Annotated in this window: 15 protein-coding genes and 1 pseudogene; 13 read left to right on the top strand and 3 right to left on the bottom strand. The window is 66.5% G+C overall.

From position 1 onward, the window contains the following. Nucleotides 1-127 precede the first annotated feature (127 nt). The 3 genes from ahpF (at nucleotide 128) to P7F68_RS16240 (ending at nucleotide 5630) form a co-directional block, all read left to right on the top strand. Nucleotides 128-1687, top strand: coding sequence for an alkyl hydroperoxide reductase subunit F (gene ahpF, locus P7F68_RS16250; RefSeq protein ID WP_277834699.1), 1560 nt, complete (start codon nucleotides 128-130; stop codon nucleotides 1685-1687). A 239-nt stretch (nucleotides 1688-1926) separates the two neighbouring features. Beyond that, on the top strand, nucleotides 1927-3822 hold the full coding sequence (locus P7F68_RS16245) for an ABC transporter ATP-binding protein (RefSeq protein ID WP_277834696.1): 1896 nt from the start codon (nucleotides 1927-1929) through the stop codon (nucleotides 3820-3822). 38 nt (nucleotides 3823-3860) lie between these two features. Continuing rightward, on the top strand, nucleotides 3861-5630 hold the full coding sequence (locus P7F68_RS16240; protein WP_277834694.1) for a diguanylate cyclase domain-containing protein: 1770 nt from the start codon (nucleotides 3861-3863) through the stop codon (nucleotides 5628-5630). Here P7F68_RS16240 and P7F68_RS16235 read toward each other — a convergent pair. Beyond that, nucleotides 5606-6442, bottom strand: a complete 837-nt coding sequence (locus P7F68_RS16235; protein WP_002930459.1) for an IclR family transcriptional regulator — start codon at nucleotides 6440-6442, stop codon at nucleotides 5606-5608. The genes P7F68_RS16240 and P7F68_RS16235 overlap by 25 nt on opposite strands. A 159-nt stretch (nucleotides 6443-6601) precedes the next feature. On the opposite strand from P7F68_RS16235, the gene P7F68_RS16230 reads away from it, so the two are divergent. The 3 genes from P7F68_RS16230 (at nucleotide 6602) to P7F68_RS16220 (ending at nucleotide 9616) form a co-directional block, all read left to right on the top strand. Next, nucleotides 6602-7564, top strand: a complete 963-nt coding sequence (locus tag P7F68_RS16230; protein ID WP_277834691.1) for an MBL fold metallo-hydrolase — start codon at nucleotides 6602-6604, stop codon at nucleotides 7562-7564. A 136-nt stretch (nucleotides 7565-7700) separates the two neighbouring features. Next, the gene (locus tag P7F68_RS16225; protein ID WP_277834689.1) at nucleotides 7701-9368 is read left to right on the top strand and encodes an FAD-dependent oxidoreductase; all 1668 of its coding nucleotides are present in this window, start codon (nucleotides 7701-7703) and stop codon (nucleotides 9366-9368) included. 11 nt (nucleotides 9369-9379) lie between these two features. After that, nucleotides 9380-9616, top strand: coding sequence for a DUF2783 domain-containing protein (locus P7F68_RS16220; protein WP_277834687.1), 237 nt, complete (start codon nucleotides 9380-9382; stop codon nucleotides 9614-9616). 34 nt (nucleotides 9617-9650) lie between these two features. Here the strand turns inward: P7F68_RS16220 and P7F68_RS16215 are convergent, their stop codons facing one another. Further along, nucleotides 9651-10562: a LysR family transcriptional regulator gene (locus tag P7F68_RS16215; RefSeq protein ID WP_277834684.1), complete on the bottom strand. Its 912-nt coding sequence runs from the start codon at nucleotides 10560-10562 to the stop codon at nucleotides 9651-9653. Between the two features lie 138 nt (nucleotides 10563-10700). Here P7F68_RS16215 and P7F68_RS16210 point away from each other — a divergent pair, with 138 nt between their 5' ends. The 7 genes from P7F68_RS16210 (at nucleotide 10701) to P7F68_RS16180 (ending at nucleotide 17324) form a co-directional block, all read left to right on the top strand. Beyond that, a complete protein-coding gene (locus P7F68_RS16210) occupies nucleotides 10701-11252 on the top strand; it encodes a VOC family protein (RefSeq protein WP_002930467.1) in 552 nt (183 codons plus the stop codon). After that, nucleotides 11249-12259, top strand: coding sequence for a fumarylacetoacetate hydrolase family protein (locus tag P7F68_RS16205; RefSeq protein ID WP_277834682.1), 1011 nt, complete (start codon nucleotides 11249-11251; stop codon nucleotides 12257-12259). Before P7F68_RS16210 ends, P7F68_RS16205 begins: the two co-directional genes overlap by 4 nt. Before the next feature lie 94 nt (nucleotides 12260-12353). Further along, nucleotides 12354-13388, top strand: coding sequence for a TRAP transporter substrate-binding protein (locus tag P7F68_RS16200; RefSeq protein ID WP_277834681.1), 1035 nt, complete (start codon nucleotides 12354-12356; stop codon nucleotides 13386-13388). Nucleotides 13389-13459: 71 nt separating this feature from the next. Next, complete coding sequence (locus P7F68_RS16195) at nucleotides 13460-14002, top strand: TRAP transporter small permease (RefSeq protein ID WP_002930476.1); 543 nt, start codon at nucleotides 13460-13462, stop codon at nucleotides 14000-14002. Then, nucleotides 13999-15324 carry a TRAP transporter large permease gene (locus tag P7F68_RS16190; protein ID WP_002930478.1) on the top strand — a complete coding sequence of 442 codons (1326 nt, stop codon included), beginning with the start codon at nucleotides 13999-14001 and terminating at the stop codon, nucleotides 15322-15324. The genes P7F68_RS16195 and P7F68_RS16190 overlap by 4 nt, the downstream gene beginning before the upstream one ends. 26 nt (nucleotides 15325-15350) lie before the next feature. Then, nucleotides 15351-15995 (top strand): maleylacetoacetate isomerase, encoded by a 645-nt coding sequence (maiA, locus tag P7F68_RS16185; RefSeq protein ID WP_277834678.1) that lies wholly within the window; start codon nucleotides 15351-15353, stop codon nucleotides 15993-15995. Nucleotides 15996-16109: 114 nt separating this feature from the next. Beyond that, nucleotides 16110-17324 (top strand): multidrug effflux MFS transporter, encoded by a 1215-nt coding sequence (locus P7F68_RS16180; RefSeq protein WP_277834676.1) that lies wholly within the window; start codon nucleotides 16110-16112, stop codon nucleotides 17322-17324. 4 nt (nucleotides 17325-17328) lie between these two features. On the opposite strand, the pseudogene P7F68_RS19915 reads toward P7F68_RS16180, so the two are convergent. Next, nucleotides 17329-17490 (bottom strand): annotated as a pseudogene (locus tag P7F68_RS19915) (2-(1,2-epoxy-1,2-dihydrophenyl)acetyl-CoA isomerase); the annotation flags it as partial.

The raw sequence follows: 17490 nt of genomic DNA, 5'->3' as shown, positions 1-17490 counted from the left end.
GGCCGCAGCATCTGCCCGGGCCCATGGGGTCCGGGCCGTGAATCCAGCAGCCGGCCCCGTGCCGGCTGTGTCGTATCAGGACCGCGCAAAACCGCAGCGGCCGGAATCATCCAAAGGAACAACCGTCATGCTTGACGCCAACATCAAGACTCAACTGAAAGCCTACCTGGAGCGGGTGACGCAGCCGATCGAGATCGTGGCGTCGCTGGACGATGGTCCCAAGTCCAAGGAAATGCTCGAACTGCTGCACGACGTGGTCGAGCAGTCCAAGCTCATCACCCTGATCGAGCGCCGCGATGACGACGAGCGCAAGCCCTCGTTCTCGGTCGGGCCGCGTGGTGGAGAGGCGCGTGTGCGCTTCGCCGGCCTGCCGATGGGCCACGAATTCACCTCGCTGATCCTTGCCCTGCTGCAGGCCGGTGGCTACCCGCCCAAGGTCGAGGCCGAGGTGATCGAGCAGATCAGGAACCTCGACGTCGAGCTCAATTTCGAGACCTACATCTCGCTGTCCTGCCATAACTGCCCGGATGTGGTGCAGGCCCTGAACCTGATGGCAGTGCTCAACCCGAAGATCCGCCACACCATGATCGACGGCGCACTGTTCCAGAAGGAAGTGGAGGAGCGCCAGATCATGGCGGTGCCCACCGTCTATCTGAATGGCGAGGAGTTCGACCAGGGCCGCCTCGAACTGGGCCAGATCCTGGCCAAGGTCGACACCGGCGCTGCGGCGCGCGACGCCAGGAAGCTGGCCGAGAAGGCTGCATTCGACGTGCTGGTGGTGGGCGGTGGCCCAGCGGGTGCGGCGGCGGCGATCTACGCTGCACGCAAGGGTATTCGCACCGGCGTGGTCGCCGAACGCTTCGGTGGCCAGGTGATGGATACGATGGCGATCGAGAACTTCATCTCGGTGAAGTACACCGAAGGTCCCAAGCTGGTCGCGGCCCTCGAGGAGCACGTCAAGGAATATGAAGTCGACGTCATGAACCTGCAGCGCGTCGCCGCCGTGGTGCCGGGCGAGAACCTGCACGAGGTCAAGATGGAGAACGGCGCCAGCCTCAGGGCCAAGACCGTGATCGTCGCCACCGGTGCGCGCTGGCGCGAGATGAACGTGCCCGGCGAGAAGGCGTTCCGCGGCAAGGGCGTGGCCTACTGCCCGCACTGCGACGGCCCGCTGTTCAAGGGCAAGCGCGTCGCGGTGATCGGTGGCGGCAACTCGGGTGTCGAGGCCGCGATCGATCTCGCCGGCGTGGTCGCTCATGTGACCCTGCTCGAGTTCGCCGATGACCTGCGTGCCGACGCCGTGCTGCAGAAGAAGCTCTACAGCCTGCCCAACGTCAGCGTCATCAAGAGCGCGCAGACCACCGAGGTGACCGGCACCGACAAGGTCAACGGCCTGGTGTACAAGGACCGTAACACCGAGCAGGTGCACCGCGTCGAGCTCGAGGGCATCTTCGTGCAGATCGGTCTGCTGCCCAATACCGACTTCCTCAAGGGCACGGTCGAGCTGTCGCGCTTCGGCGAGGTCATCGTCGATGCCAAGGGTCAGACCTCGGTGCCGGGCATCTTCGCTGCCGGCGACTGCACCACGGTGCCGTACAAGCAGATCATCATCGCCATGGGCGAAGGCTCCAAGGCTTCGCTGTCGGCCTTCGATCACCTGATTCGCAGCAGCGCACCGGCGATGTAAGCTCACACGGGGGCGCTGCCCCCCGTACTGCCCCTCATGTAGGAGCGGCGCCAGCCGCGAGGTGTTGAAGGCGATGGCGCAAGTTGGTTGCGCGACGAAAGCTCGCGGCTGGCGCCGCTCCTACAGCAGTCCTCGTGCGGCCTCGCGCGGCCCAGCCCCGTACGGGGCTTTTTGCCATTGTGCGGGCAACCACGGCACACTCTGGCTGTCACATGCCGAGATCATCGAGGAGCCCATCAGTGCCTTTCAGCTGGTTCGAACGTCGTATCGACCCCTATCCCGAAGCCGCGCCCGGCCCTGCGCCGCGCGGCTTCTTCGCCTTCCTGTGGGCGGGTACAGAGGGCATGCGGCCCTTCATCCTCGGCATGATGCTGCTCACCGCGAGCATCGGCGCCTTCGAGGCCTTGCTGTTCGCCATGCTCGGCAAGGTGGTCGACTGGCTCGCTGCGGTCGAACCCGCGCGCTTGTGGGCCGACGAGGGGGGCACCCTGCTGCTGCTTGCGGCCATCATCGTCGGCAGCATCGCGCTGGTGGCGGTGCAGACCATGCTCAAGCACCAGAGCCTGGCGGGCAATTTCCCGATGCGGCTGCGCTGGAACTTCCACCGCCTGATGCTCGGCCAGAGCATGAGCTTCTACCAGGATGAATTCGCCGGCCGGGTCTCGGCCAAGGTCATGCAGACCGCGCTCGCGGTGCGCGACACCTGCCTGATCATGACCGACATCCTGGTCTTCGTGACCATCTACTTCGTCACTCTCACCCTGGTGGTGGCGAGCTTCGACGTCTGGTTCCTCGCCCCCTTCCTGGGTTGGCTGGCGCTCTATGCACTGGTGCTGCGCTGGTTCGTGCCGCGCCTGTCGAAGGTGTCGCGCGTCCAGGCCGACGCCCGTGCGCTGATGACCGGGCGCATCACCGACGCCTACACCAACATCGCCACCGTCAAGCTGTTCTCCCACGCTGGCCGCGAGGCAGGCTACGCACGGGGCGCGATGCAGGAGTTCCTGCACACGGTGCATGCGCAGATGCGCCTGGTGAGCGGCATCGAGATCGTCGTGCACAGCCTGTCGATGGGCCTCATCCTCTCCACCAGCGGGGTGGCGCTGTGGCTGTGGAGCCAGGGCCAGGTCGGCGTTGGCGCGGTGGCGGCGGCGACCGCGATGGCGCTGCGCCTCAATGGCATGTCGCACTGGGTGATGTGGGAGATGGCCTCGCTGTTCGAGAACGTCGGCACCGTGCAGGACGGCATCAACACCTTGTCGCGCCCGCATGCGGTTGTGGATCGCGCGGATGCCAAGCCGCTGGTGGTGAGCCGTGGCGAAGTCCGCTTCGAGCACCTCGGCTTCGCCTATGGTGCGACGGGTGCGCAGGCGCGGCGGGTGATCGACGATTTCACGCTCACCATCCGCGCGGGTGAGAAGATCGGCGTGGTCGGGCGCTCGGGCGCGGGCAAGTCGACCCTGGTGAACCTGCTGTTGCGCTTCTACGACCTCGAGCAGGGCCGCATCCTGATCGACGGCCAGGACATCGCCGGCGTCACCCAGAACAGCCTGCGCGCGCAGATCGGCATGGTCACCCAGGACACCTCGCTGCTGCACCGTTCGGTGCGAGACAACATCCTCTACGGCCGCCCCGATGCCTCCGATGCGGACATGGTTGCGGCAGCCAAGCGTGCGGAAGCGCACGACTTCATCCTCGGCCTCACCGACCCCAAGGGGCGGCGCGGCTACGACGCCCATGTGGGCGAGCGCGGCGTCAAGCTCTCCGGCGGCCAGCGCCAGCGCATCGCGATCGCGCGCGTGATGCTGAAGGACGCGCCCATCCTGCTGCTCGATGAGGCCACCAGTGCGCTCGACTCCGAGGTCGAGGCCGCGATCCAGGAGAGCCTCTACCGTCTCATGGAAGGCAAGACCGTGGTGGCGATCGCGCACCGGCTGTCTACGATCGCCGCCATGGACCGCCTGGTGGTGATGGACCGTGGGCGGATCGTGGAGGAGGGCGATCACCGCAGCCTGCTTGCCCAGGGGGGGCTGTATGCGCGCCTCTGGGCGCATCAGAGCGGCGGTTTTCTGGGCAGCGAGGACGAGGAGGCAGTGGCCGCGCCCGGGCGGACGACGGTCTCCACTGTGGATGCATGAGCTTCCCAGCCATCTTTCCGACGGTCTAGACTAGGCGCATGAGTCCACCCCGCGAGCACACCCCCGAAGGCCGTCGCGCGCTGCGCGAAGGGGGCTTTGCCTCGGCTGTCGCCTTGGGGTATCTCGTGTGCGCCTTGTTGTTCGGCGTCCTGCTGGTGCTCGAGTGGCGGTCGATCGATCGCAGCGTGCTCGCCCTGGCGCGCGAGCGTGGCGCGACGCTGTTCGCGCTGGTCGAGACCACGCGCGAATGGAATGCGCGCCACGGAGGCGTGTATGTCCTTGTCTCGGACGAGGGCCAGCCCAATCCTTACCTCGAGCATCCTGCGCGCGATATCGACAGCGCGGACGGGCGCCGTCTCACCATGGTCAATCCGGCCTACATGACGCGACAGATCGCCGAACTCGCCGAGGCCAAGCAGGGCGTGCGCGTGCGTATCACGAGCCTGTCCCCCATCCGCCCGGGCAATGCGCCCGACCCCTGGGAGCGCGAGGCGCTACGGCGCTTCGAGCGTGGCGAGGCGGAAGTGCTGGAGCTCGTCGCTGCGGGCGACACCCAGACCCATCGCTACATGGCGCCGCTGTTGGTGGTGCCGGCCTGTCTGCAGTGCCACATCGCGCAGGGCTACGAGGTCGGTGACATCCGCGGCGGCATCTCGGTCACCATGCCTGCGCAGGCGCTGATTGCCATGCGTGACACCCAGCGCCTGCGCACCGGGGCCATGCACCTGCTCGCCTTCCTGATCTCCGCCGGGCTGATCCATGGCCTGTTGCTGGTCAACCGCCGCCACCTGCGCGTGGTGCGCGCGATCAATGCCGACCAGGAGCGCCTCATCGCGCTGCGCACAGGCGAGCTTGCCGACGCCAATCGCAAGCTGGCGGACGAGGTCGATCTGCATCGGCACAGCGCGCGCCAGCTTGCAGAGAGCGAGGCGCGCTACCGCGCGGTGTTCGACGGCGCAGCCGAGGGCATCATCGTGACCGACGCCGAGTCCCGCATCACCCAGGTCAATCCCGCCTTCTGCCGCATTACCGGCTATGCCGCTGCGGAGGTGCTTGGCCGCACGCCTGCACTGCTTGCGTCCGGGCGTCATGATGCCGACTACTTTGCCCAGATGTATGACAGCCTCGCCCGCGAGGGCAACTGGCAGGGCGAGATGTGGAACCGGCGCAAGAGCGGCGACCTTTACGTGCAGTGGATTTCGATCGTCCGCGTCGGTGCCGCCGACGACATTCAGGGCTACATCGCCACCCTCAGCGACATTACCAGCCGCAAGGCGCTCGAGGACAAGATCCGCTACCGGGCAGACCATGATCCGCTGACCGGCCTGCCGAACCGGGCGCTGTTCGACGACCGCCTCGCTTCCGCGCTGGCGGGGGCGCACCGGCGAGGTTCGGCCTTCGCGCTGCTGTTCGTGGACCTCGACCGCTTCAAGGCGGTGAACGACCGCCTGGGGCATCTCGCCGGTGACGCCCTGCTGGTCGAAGCGGGCGAGCGCCTTAACGCCTGTGTGCGCGAATCGGACACCGTTGCCCGCCTCGGCGGTGACGAATTCGCTGTCATCCTCAACGAGATCGGCGGTATGGACGACGTCGAGGAGATTGCCCTGCGCATCGGCGAGGCGATCGCAACGCCCTTCGTGCTGGAGAAGGGCGAGGGGTGCGTGTCGGCCTCGATCGGCATCGTGCTGGCGCCCGAGCACGGAGGCGACGCGCAGAGCCTGCTCAGGCGGGCCGACCTCGCCCTCTACGCGGTCAAGCACGGCGGCCGCGGCCACCACCGCTTCTACACGCCCGCGCTGGGCGACTGAGCCGCGGCGCCCAGGCGGGCCGCGACGACCTGTGCGCAGGTGCGCACACGTTGTGCGGTCGCGCCATCCCAGGCGGTGTCGAAGCTGCCTGCGGGGCCCATCGCCGTGATCGCGAGCGTGAGCTGCCCGACGTCGTTGAAGACCGGCGCGGAGAACGCATTGATGCCGGGGATGGGGTTGCCGAGCGCGCGCGCCAGGCGGTGTCGGCGCACTTCCTGTAGGAGCTGCTCTGCCGCCTCGGGCGAGGTGACCGTCAGGTCGGTCGCCGAGGCGGGCTCGGCTGCAGTCTCGCCGGCGAGGATCGGCGCGACGATGCGCTCGGGAAGGAAGGCCGCGAACACCCGTCCGGTGGCCGACAGCAGCAAGGGCGTCATCACCGTGCCAGGGCGCATGTTGACGTGGATCTGCTTGCTGCATTCCTCGATGTGAACGATGGTCGGACCCAGGTTTCCCCATACCGCGATGGCGACGTTGAGCTCGATGTCGTCGGCCAGGCGAGCGACCTCGGGAATCGCGGCCTTGAGCGGGTCAAGTCCGTGAAGGGCGGTCAGCCCGACCTGCAGGGCAAAGGGCCCCAGGCCGTAACGCCCGGTCAGCGGGTTCTGTTCGATGAGGCCGAGCTTGCCGAAGCTCACCAGGTAGGGGTGGGCCTTGGCGGGCGGCATGCCCGCCTCGCGCGCGAGCTCCTTCAGGATCATCGGCTTGCCGCTGCGCACCAGGGCCTGCAGCAGGGCGCCGCCGACCTCGATGGACTGGATGCCGCGCCGTTCGCTGCGTTCGGTGTCGGCTACCGCCGGCGTGTTGTCCTGCATGACTCCCTCCTGAATCGCGGCGAATGTTAGCAGCTTCCGTGCGCGTGCCACGGTCGGTCTCATCATGGTCTTCAGATTTGTTAATAGCAAATCGATTGACTATAGGCAAATCGCGGTCTAGGATTCGACGCACCCAGTCAATGCAGGAGACACACGATCATGAACAGCAAGAAGTTTGCATCGCAGGCCGACGTCGAAGAGAAGAAGATCAGCTGGGAGAAGCTGTCCGATAACGCCTACGCCTACACTGCTGAGGGCGATCCCAACACCGGCGTCATCATCGGCGACGACGCCGTCATGATCATCGACGCGACGGCGACGCCGGTCGCAGCGCAGGGCGTCATCGCCAAGGTTCGCGAGATCACCGACCTGCCGATCAAGTATGTCGTGCTGACCCACTATCACGCTGTCCGCGTGCTCGGCGCTTCGGGCTACAAGAGCGAAGGCTTGCAGGAGGTCATCGCCAGCCGCGACACCTACGATCTGATCGTTGAGCGCGGCCAGCAGGACATGGATTCGGAGATCGGCCGCTTCCCGCGCCTGTTCCAGGCTGTCGAGAGCGTGCCCGGCCTGACCTGGCCGACGATGAGCTTCGAGGGCGAGATGACGCTCTGGCTGGGCAAGCTCGAGGTGAAGATCAAGCAGATCGGTCGAGGCCATACCAAGGGCGACACCATCGTGTACCTGCCCGCTCAGCAGATCTGCTTCTCGGGTGACCTGGTCGAGGCGGACGCGGCCTGTTACACCGGCGACGCCTATCTCGCCGAGTGGCCGCAGACGCTCGACAGGCTTGCCGCGATGAACTTCGCCAAGCTCGTCCCGGGGCGCGGCCCCGCCCTGATGACGCCTGCTGCCGTGCAGGCAGGGCTGGCCTACACGCGCGATTTCGTCTCCACGCTGTACCTCAGCGCACAGGAGGCGGTGGCGCAGGGCATGGATCTGAAGGCGGCGATGGCGCACACGCGCAAGAACATGGATCCGAAGTTCGGCCACGTCTTCATCTACGAGCACTGCCTGCCGTTCGATGTCACGCGTGCCCATGACGAGGCGAGCGGCATCGCCGACCCGCGCATCTGGACGGCCGAGCGCGACCAGCAGATGTGGCATGCGCTGCAGGCCTGAGGTGCCGCACTGAAGGACGCAGATTGCGCCAGGCCCCGCAGCAGAGGGATCGGGTGCCCGCCGTGGGCGCCCGTATCCGGTCGAACTCACGCCCAGACGTGAGGCCGGAGCGAACCAACACCAGGAGGAGACCGCCGTGCTGAGCACGTACACATACCCGAAGTTCGAATATGTCCGACCACCCGAGATCGACGAGGGGCGGGAAGGGCACCATCCCGTGATCATCGTCGGCGCCGGCCCGGTTGGCCTGTGCACTGCGATCGACCTCGCCCAGCAGGGCCAGCGCGTGCTGGTGCTCGACAACGACGACACCGTATCCATCGGGTCGCGTGGCGTGTGCTACGCCAAGCGTGCGCTCGAGATCCTCGACCGCCTCGGCTGCGGCGAGGAGATGGTCGCCAAAGGTGTGTCCTGGAACGTCGGGCGCACCTTCTTTCGGGAGGACGAGGTCTTCAATTTCAACCTCTGCCCTGAGCCTGACCATCATCGTCCGGGCATGATCAACCTGCAGCAGTATTACCTCGAGGAATACCTCGTCCGCCGCGCCCGCCAGCTCCCCAACCTGGAAATCCGCTTCCGGAACAACGTCATCGGCGTCACGCCCGGCGACGACAAGGCAGGGCTGCGTGTGGAGACGCCGGACGGAGCCTATTCGCTCACCACCGACTGGCTGGTCGTCGCCGACGGCGCGCGCAGCCCGATCCGCAGCATGCTCGGCCTCGACATCGAGGGCAAGATCTTCATGGACCGCTTCCTGATCGCCGACGTGGTGATGAAGGCGGACTTCCCGACCGAGCGCTGGTTCTGGTTCGACCCACCGTTCCATCCCAATCAGTCGGTGCTGCTGCATCGTCAGGCCGACAACGTCTTCCGCATCGATTTCCAGCTCGGCTGGGACGCCGATCCCGAGCAGGAAAAGAAGCCCGAGAACGTGATTCCGCGCATCAAGGCCATGATCGGGGACGAGCGCGAGTTCGAGCTCGAATGGGTCAGCGTCTACACTTTCCAGTGCCGGCGGATGAACAGCTTCAACCATGGGCGCGTGCTCTTCGTCGGCGATGCGGCGCATCAGGTCTCGCCGTTCGGAGCGCGCGGCGCCAACTCGGGCATCCAGGACGCCGACAACCTGGTGTGGAAGCTCAAGCTCGTGATGGACGGCAAGGCGCCGCCGAAGCTGCTCGACAGCTACACCGAAGAGCGCGGTTTCGCGGCGGACGAAAACATCATGAACTCGACGCGCTCGACCGACTTCATCACCCCGAAGAGCCGCACCAGCAAGACCTTCCGTAACGCCGTCCTGGGCCTGGCCGAACATCATCCCTTCGCTCGCGCCCTCGTCAATTCCGGGCGCCTGTCGGTGCCGAGCTACCTGACCGCATCGAGCCTCAACACGCCAGACGAGGACGACTTTGCCGGCACCATGGTGCCGGGGGCGCCGATGGACGACGCGCCGGTGCTCGCGGCCGATGGCCACGCCTGGCTGCTGCAGGTGCTCGGGAACCGCTTCCAGGTACTGCATTACGTCGACGATGCATCCGCCCTCGCGGACACCACCCTCGCCACCGTGCAGGCGCTCGCTGATGGCGGTATCGCGCTCGAGCCCGTCATCGTCGCGGCCCGCGGGCGGGCGCCTGCCGGCCTGCGTACGCTGATCGACGCCAAGGGGCGTGTGCGCGAGCGCTACGACATGAGGCCCGGAACCACCTATCTCATCCGTCCCGACCAGCATGTGGCTGCGCGCTGGCGCCTGCTTGACACCGAGCGGGTGCGAGCGGCCCTCGTCCGTGCCACCTGCAACGCCTGAAGGAGATCGTCATGGCCCTGAACCTGCAGCCCAACCTGGCCGAACCCGGCAAGCGTTACTTCCGTGCCTTTTCGCCCGGCGACGATTTCTACGAGGCGCTCATCGACGCCCACCGCGAACTCAGCGACGAGCAGAGCGAGATGCTCAACGCCCGCCTGATCCTGCTTCTCGCCAACCATGTCGGTGACATCACCGTGCTGCGCGAGGCGCTGAAACTCGCGCGTGAGGGCGTGGCAGCCGAGGGCTGAGCCGCGCTCGCCACGCCCTCGTCGGGTGCGGCGCTCAGTCCCGGGTGCCGCACCCGATGTCCGCAACATGCTCGAACAGCATGTCGCGGAAGCTGTGTGCCGCGGGCGACAGCGAGCGCCCATTGCGACTGAAGACGTAAAAGCGGCGCGTGACCTCGGGCTCCACCAGCGGGCGCATGTCGAGCTGGTAAAGACGCACCAGCGAAGCGGCATAGGGGATGCAGATCGTCACCCCGAGCCCGGATGCCACCATGCTGAGGGCGGTCGACATGAAGGTCACGGTAGTGGCGGGGTCGAGGTCGACTTCGCGCATTGCATTGTGCAGGTCCACCGACAGGCGTTCCGTGAACTGGCCCTGCAGGGTGATCAGCGGATGGTGCACCAGGTCCGACCAGCGCACGGCCTGTAGCGCACCGAGCGCGTGTCCGTGCGGGAACACCGCATGGAAGGGCAGTTCGAAAAGCGGTGCAGCGTCGATGTCCGAGCTCGGGTCGCGCTCGGGGCCGACACCAAAATCCACCTCGCCGGAGAACACCCGCGAGGTCACGCTCTCCACGGCGCAGTCGATCAGGCGGATATCCACCTCGGGATGCCGTGCGCGATAGGCTGCGATCACCTCGGGCAGCAGGGTGCATGCCATCAACTGAGGGGCTGCCACCCGTACCACGCCTTTCTTGAGTGCCTTCAGGTTGGTGACCTCGTCGACCACGCCATCGAGGTCGGTGAGGATCTTGTCGATCAGCGGATAGATGCCGCGACCGATCTCCGAGAGCTGGATGCGTCGCGTGCTGCGGTCGAACAGGCGCACGCCGAGCGACTGTTCGAGTTCCTTGATGAGGCCGCTCAACGCCGACTGGGTCAGGAACAGACTCTCGGCCGCCAGGGTGAAGCTCCCGTTGCGCGCCACGGCGACGAAGGCGCGGAGTTGGCGGAGCGTGATATTCATCAGGTATCCCGATAAATGAATCTGAAAAAGCTGTTGGAATGATATTAGTTTTTCGCCTGTAATGTGGGCATGCCTTATCGGGCGATAAACGAAACATGGGGCGCGAACCCTGGAACCAGGAAGGAGAAGGAGACTGCAATGACGCCGATCGTGAACAAGATTCATCACGTAGCCTACCGCTGCAAGGACGCGCTCCAGACTGCGCGCTGGTACGAGAAGCACCTGGGCATGAAGCTGGTGCTGTCGATCGCCGAGGACGCGGTGCCGTCGACCGGAGAGCCTGATCCCTACATGCATATCTTCATGGATGCCGGCATGGGTAATGTGCTCGCCTTCTTCGAGCTCCCCACCCGTGCGCCGATGGGGCGCGACGAAAACACCCCGGCATGGACGCAGCACCTCGCGCTCGAGGTCGATTCCATGGACACCCTGCTCGCCACCAAGGCTCGCCTCGAGTCCGAGGGCATCGACGTGGTGGGGCCGACCGACCATGCGCTGTTCCAGTCGATCTACTTCTTCGATCCCAACGGCCACCGTCTCGAGCTGGCCTGCAATACCCATCGGCCCGGCATGCTGGAAGCCCTCGACAAGGTGAAGTGGGAGATGCTTGAGGAGTGGGCGCAGACCCGCAAGGCGCCCAAGCATGCCGCCTGGATGCACGACGGCAGCTACAAGGAGATGTTCCAGTGAAACTCGCCACCCTCAAGCAGGGCGGCCGCGACGGCACCCTGGTCGTCGTCAGCCGTGACCTGGCGCGCTGCCGGGCCGTCCCGGCGATTGCGCGCAGCCTGCAGGCCGCGCTCGACGACTGGCAGTCCTGCGAGCCGCAGCTGCGCCAGGTGTACGAAGCCCTGAACAGCGCAGCGATCGAGTCGCAGCCGTTCGACCAGGCCGCCTGCCATTCGCCGTTGCCGCGTGCCTACCAGTGGGCCGACGGTTCTGCATACATCAACCATGTGGAGCTGGTGCGCAGGGCACGCAATGCCGAGATGCCGCCCTCGTTCTACACCGACCCGCTGATGTACCAGGGTGGCTCGGATAGCTTCATTGGGCCGCGCGACGCGGTGGTGGCCGATGAACGCTGGGGGATCGACTTCGAGGCCGAGGTTACGGTGGTGACCGGCGATGTGCCGAGGGGGGCGACGCCCGCCGATGCGGCGCGCGCGATCCGCCTGGTGATGCTGGTCAACGATGTCAGCCTGCGCAACCTGATCCCCAACGAGCTCGCGAAGGGCTTCGGTTTCTTCCAGAGCAAGCCCGCCTCTGCGTTCAGTCCGGTAGCGGTCACGCCCGATGAACTCGGCGATGCCTGGAAGGATGCCAAGCTGCACCTGCCGCTCGTCGTGCACCTGAACGGCGCCTTGTTCGGCAAGCCCGAGGCTGGTGTCGACATGACCTTCGACTTCGGCCAGCTCGTCGCCCATGTGGCACGTACCCGCGAGCTCGAGGCCGGCTCCGTCATCGGCTCGGGGACGGTATCCAACAAGCAGGGCGACCTGTGGGGCTCGTCGATCGAGCACGGTGGCGTCGGCTACTGCTGCCTGGCGGAGTTGCGCACCTACGAAACCATTGAACAGGGCACGCCCGCCACGCCCTTCATGCGCGATGGCGACGTCGTACGCATCGAGATGTTCGACCGCGAGGGGCGCAGCATCTTCGGCGCCATCGAGAACCGCGTCACCGCAGTCCAGTCCTGAGCTTCCCCCCGGCCTGGCGATGACCCGCAGAAGGCTCGCACCAGCGCCGGCAAAACCCGCAGTCACACAAAAACGCTTGAGAGGAGTGAGACACATGAAGCTGAAAGCCCTGATCGGCCTGGCCGCCGCCACTGCCACCCTGTTCGCTGCCCCGGTCCGCGCCGAGGAGATCGTGCTCAAGGTCGCGCATTTCTGGCCTGCTACCGCGCTCAGCCAGCAGAAGATCCTCGAACCCTGGTGCGCGAAGATTGCCGTCGAGTCGGACAACCGGCTCAAGTGCCAGATCTTCCCGGCCATGCAGCTTGGAGGCACGCCTGCCCAACTCATCCAGCAGGCGGCAGACGGCGTTGCCGACATCGTGTGGACCCTGCCCGGGTACACGGCGGGCCGCTTCCCGTCGGTGGAGGTCTTCGAGCTGCCCTTCATGACCCACAATGCCGAAGGCGCGAGCCGCGCGGCCTGGGCCTACTACGAGCAGTTCGGCCAGAAGGACTTCGAGTCGGTCAAGCCGCTCGCCTTCCATGTGCATGACGCCGGCCACATCCACAACAACAAGCGTCCGATCACCCGCATGTCCGACTTCCGCGGCCTGAAGATGCGCGCGCCGACGCGGCTCACGAACCGCATGATCGCCCATCTCGGCGCGACCCCGGTGGCCATGCCGATGCCGCAGACGCCCGAGGCGGTGTCCAAGGGCGTGGTCGACGGCTACGTGCTGCCATGGGAGGTGATCCCGACCATGAAGCTGCATGAGATGACCAAGTACCACACCGAGATGGACGCCTCCCAGCCCTCGCTCTACACCACCTTCTTCACCATTGCGATGAACAAGGCCCGCTACGACAGCCTGCCGGACGAGCTCAAGAAGGTCATTGATGCCAACTCCGGTGCCGATTTCTCGGCGGCGATCGGTCGCGCCTGGGACGAGTCGGCACCTGCGGCTCGCCAGCAGGCGGTCGATCGCGGCAACCAGTTCCATACCATCCCGGCGAGCGAGGCGGCCGAATGGGTGAAGGTTGGCGATCGTCTCGCCGCAGAGTGGGTGAAGGAGGTCAGCGGCAAGGGTTATCCGGGCCAGGAGATGCTCGATACCGCGCGCGCGCTGATCGCCACACACAGCGCCCGCTGACCTGCTGGCGGCCTGCCGCGCCCGCGGGCGGGCCGCCAATCGCACAACCCCGGCAGTCCGGAGGCCCCGCCATGGCCGAAGTCATTCCCCAGCTCGACGACCAGCGCGACCCCGGCCCGCGCGATCCGGTCGGGCACTTTCTGTTTGCATGGTCGCAGCTCTCGGCGCTGGGGGGCGCGGTGCTGCTGTTCGCTGCCTGCGGTGTCTCGGTGTACAGCGTGCTCGGACGCTGGCTGTTCGATGCGCCGGTGCTGGGCGATGTCGAACTCGTGCAGATGGCGTGTGCGCTCGCGATCGCGGCCTGTCTGCCCTACGCACAGATGAAGAACGCCCACGTCATTGTCGATTTCTTCACCCACAACGCCTCGGCCCGGGTGCGCCGCGTGCTCGATCGCATCGCCTCGGTCGTGCTTGCGCTGGGGGCTGCAGTGATCGCCTGGCGCAGTTTCGTCGGTGCCTGGGAAGCCTCGCAAACGGGTGAGAGCACCATGATCCTGGGCTGGCCGCTGTGGTGGTCCTATCTCACGCTTGGGCCGGGCTTCCTGCTGCTTGCCCTCACCGCCCTGTACACCGCCTGGAAGGGGCAGATGCACAACGAGGTGGGCGAGCAATGAGCAGTGTGACCATTGGCTTCCTGGTAGGTGGGCTGACCCTTGTCCTGCTCGCCCTGCGCATCCACATCGGCATGGCCATGCTGCTTGGCGGCGCCATTGGCTACATCGCAGTCTCGGGTTGGGACCCGCTGATGAGCTATTTCAAGCACCTCGCCTACGGGCGCTTCTCGGTCTACGACCTGTCGGTGGTGCCGCTCTTCCTGCTGATGGGCAACATCGCCTCACACGGGGGCCTGTCGCGCCGGCTGTTCGAGGCCACCAACGCCTTTCTCGGCCACTACCGCGGCGGCGTGGCGATGAGTGCAATCGGCGCCTGCGCCGGCTTCGGTGCCATCTGTGGCTCCTCGCTCGCCACCGCGGCGACGATGGGCAAGGTGGCGTTGCCCGAACTCAGGCGCAACCGCTATTCGCCGGCCCTCGCCACGGGGGCACTTGCCGCCGGCGGCACGCTCGGCATCCTGATCCCGCCTTCGGTGGTGCTGGTGATCTATGCCATCCTCGCCGAGCAGAACGTCGCGGCGATGTTCATGGCCGCGCTCATCCCCGGCCTGATCGCGATGCTCGGCTACATGCTGGTGGTGGCCATCTACGCCCGCGTGGTGCCCGACGCCGGCCCGGCCTCGACGCGCAAGTCGTGGGCCGAGCGCATGACGGCGGTCGCCCGCGTGTGGCCGATCGTGACCGTATTCGTGGTGGTGATCGGCGGCATCTATGGCGGCATCTTCACCCCGACCGAGGCGGCTGCGGTGGGAACCATCGCCACCGCGGCGCTCGCAGTGGCGTCGCGCGAGCTCGATCTCAAGGGGCTCGCGCACGCTGTGTTCGGTGCCGCCGAGTCGACCGCGATGATCTTCCTGATCCTGCTCGGTGCCGACGTGCTCAATGCCTTTTTGGCCCTGTCGCAGATGCCGCAGGCCCTGGCCGGCTGGGTCCTCGAGAGCGGCCTCACGCCTGCTGCGGTGCTGATCGGCATCATCCTCATCTATCTGGTGCTGGGCTGCGTCATGGACAGCCTGTCGATGATCCTGCTCACCATCCCGATCTTCCTGCCGATCGTGATGGGGCTCGATTTCTGGGGGCTCAACCCGACGGACAAGGCGATCTGGTTCGGCATCCTTGCCCTGATGGTGGTCGAGATCGGCCTGATCACGCCGCCGGTGGGCATGAACGTGTTCATCATCAACAGCCTGGCGCGTGACATTCCGATGCGCGAGACCTTCCGCGGCGTGCTGCCCTTCCTCGCGTCGGACGGTGTGCGCATCATCCTGCTGGCGCTTTTCCCCGGACTTTCGTTGTGGCTGGTGCATCTGCTGGGTGGCTGACGCCCTTGCATCTGAAAGGATAGACGATGAGGCTCTACACCTATTTCCGCAGCTCCGCAGCCTATCGCGTGCGCATCGCGCTCGGGCTCAAGGGGCTGGCCTACGACGCGGTACCCGTACACCTCGTGCGCGGCGGCGGCGAACATCGCCAGCCTGCCTACCTGCAACTGAACCCGGCCGGGCTCGTGCCTGCGCTGGAGGATGGGGGCGAGGTGCTCGGCCAGTCTCTGGCAATCATCGAGTACCTCGAGGAGGTCCATCCGCGGCCGCCCTTGCTGCCGCAGGCGCCGCTCGATCGAGCCCGCGTGCGTGCGATCGCTCTCACCATCGCGTGCGACATCCATCCGATCAACAACTTGCGCGTGCTGCAGTACCTGGGCGAGGTGCTCGGCGCCGCCGACAGCCAGAAAACCGACTGGTACCGGCACTGGGTGCTTGCCGGGCTGGGCGCGGTCGAGGCGCTGCTGGCCGGCGACAGGCGTACCGGCGACTTCTGTCATGGCGATGTGCCAGGGCTTGCAGACTGCTGCCTGGTGCCGCAGGTGTTCAATGCCCGGCGCTTCGGCTGCGATCTGTCGGCGATGCCGAATATCGTGCGCATCGCCGCGAATTGCGAGACCATCGAGGCTTTCAGGCTGGCGGCACCCGGCAACCAGCCTGACGCCGAATGAGGCCGCCGCGCCACGGGGGCTGCGCAACCGAATGGGCCCCACCTGCATGAAGAAGATCGACACCGCCGCTGCCCCGGGCCCCTTGCCCATGCAGCGCTGCAACGGGCCCCTGTCATGACGACCGCAAGCGCCTCGGCGCCAGCCATGTCGGGGGCCTTCGTGGTCCTTGCCCTGTCCTTGCTGCTGGGCATCCAGCCCGTCACCACCGACCTCTACCTGCCGGCGCTGCCTTCGCTCACGCATGCGCTCGGCGCGTCGGTCGGGCAGGCGCAGCTCACCCTGTCGGGGCTGCTGCTGGCCTTCGGGTGTTCGCAGCTGGTGTGGGGGCCGGTGTCGGACCGCTTCGGGCGCAAGCCTGTGCTCTTGCTCGGTCTGTCGATCTACACCTTGGCGGCGGTCGGCAGTGCGTTTGCCGGGACGATCGATACGCTGCTGGCGTGGCGGCTTGCCCAGGGGGCGGCGATGGGGGCGGTGGTGATGTGCGCGCGCGCACTGGTACGCGATCTTTACGCCCCCGAGGCTGGCGCGCGCGCGATCAGCAAGGGCCTGTCCGGGCTCGGTGTCATCGCGTGCCTGAGCATTCCGCTCGGCGGCGTCGTGGCCGAGTTGTGGGGCTGGCGCGCGGCCCTGCTGACGCTCGCCGTGTTCGGCGGCGGTACGCTGGTGCTGATCGCGATGCGCTTCGAGGAGACCCTGGCTTGTCCGGATCCGCGCGCCTTGCGCCCCTCAGCCTTGCTGGCAACGTGGATGGGCATCGTCCGCCATCCCCAGTTCATCGCCTTTGCGCTGCTGGCGATGACGACGTATGCCGGCCTGTTCACCTTTCTCGCGGCTTCGTCCTTCGTCTTCATCACCTTGTTCGGGGTAACGAAGGTTCACTACGGCTTGTTGATGTGCCTGATGGCGCTTGCCTACCTGGTCGGCACCTTCCTTTGCCGCGCCCTGCTCAAGCGCCTGGGGGTGCAGCGGACAGTCGTGGTCGGTGGTGCGCTGTCGCTCGCGGGCGGCGGCGTGATGGCCGTGCTGGCGTGGTCGGGAGTTGCCGGGGTGTGGCCGATCATGCTGCCGATGTTGCTCTACATGCTCGGCCATGGCATTCACCAGCCCTGCGGACAGGCGGGCGCGGTGGGCCCGTTTCCGCACGCGGCCGGTGCGGCCTCGGCGCTCAGCGGCTGCCTGATGATGTTATCGGCGTTTGCGGTGGGGCAGTGGCTGGGTGCGAGCATGGACGGGAGCGCGCAGCCCATGATCACCGGTATCGGCGTGTCGGCAGCCGTTACGGCGGCGGTGGCCTGGGGGCTCGTCCGCCGCCTGCGGATGCAGCGCTGAGCGCTTACTGGCCGGTAAACTTCGGCGCGCGCTTTTCCATGAAGGCGGCGACGCCCTCGGCGTAGTCCGCGCTCCAGCCCAGCTCGCGCATGAAGCCGCCTTCGAAGGAGAGCTGCTGTTCGAGGGTGTGGCCGGGGGCGGCGTGCATGGCCTGGCGGGTGCGCAC

Origin of the sequence: Thauera mechernichensis (assembly GCF_029588855.1) — a bacterium.
In the GTDB taxonomy this organism is placed as follows: domain Bacteria; phylum Pseudomonadota; class Gammaproteobacteria; order Burkholderiales; family Rhodocyclaceae; genus Thauera; species Thauera mechernichensis.
Note: the sequence above shows the minus strand (reverse complement) of the source record. Positions and strands in the feature narration are given on the sequence as shown.

Coding starts and splice junctions, on each gene's coding strand:
- ahpF (WP_277834699.1), top strand. CDS start 128: ATGCTTGACGCCAACATCAAGACTCAACTGAAAGCCTACCTGGAGCGG.
- P7F68_RS16240 (WP_277834694.1), top strand. CDS start 3,861: ATGAGTCCACCCCGCGAGCACACCCCCGAAGGCCGTCGCGCGCTGCGC.
- P7F68_RS16235 (WP_002930459.1), bottom strand. CDS start 6,442: ATGCAGGACAACACGCCGGCGGTAGCCGACACCGAACGCAGCGAACGG.
- P7F68_RS16230 (WP_277834691.1), top strand. CDS start 6,602: ATGAACAGCAAGAAGTTTGCATCGCAGGCCGACGTCGAAGAGAAGAAG.
- P7F68_RS16220 (WP_277834687.1), top strand. CDS start 9,380: ATGGCCCTGAACCTGCAGCCCAACCTGGCCGAACCCGGCAAGCGTTAC.
- P7F68_RS16215 (WP_277834684.1), bottom strand. CDS start 10,562: ATGAATATCACGCTCCGCCAACTCCGCGCCTTCGTCGCCGTGGCGCGC.
- P7F68_RS16210 (WP_002930467.1), top strand. CDS start 10,701: ATGACGCCGATCGTGAACAAGATTCATCACGTAGCCTACCGCTGCAAG.
- P7F68_RS16200 (WP_277834681.1), top strand. CDS start 12,354: ATGAAGCTGAAAGCCCTGATCGGCCTGGCCGCCGCCACTGCCACCCTG.
- P7F68_RS16195 (WP_002930476.1), top strand. CDS start 13,460: ATGGCCGAAGTCATTCCCCAGCTCGACGACCAGCGCGACCCCGGCCCG.
- P7F68_RS16190 (WP_002930478.1), top strand. CDS start 13,999: ATGAGCAGTGTGACCATTGGCTTCCTGGTAGGTGGGCTGACCCTTGTC.
- maiA (WP_277834678.1), top strand. CDS start 15,351: ATGAGGCTCTACACCTATTTCCGCAGCTCCGCAGCCTATCGCGTGCGC.
- P7F68_RS16180 (WP_277834676.1), top strand. CDS start 16,110: ATGACGACCGCAAGCGCCTCGGCGCCAGCCATGTCGGGGGCCTTCGTG.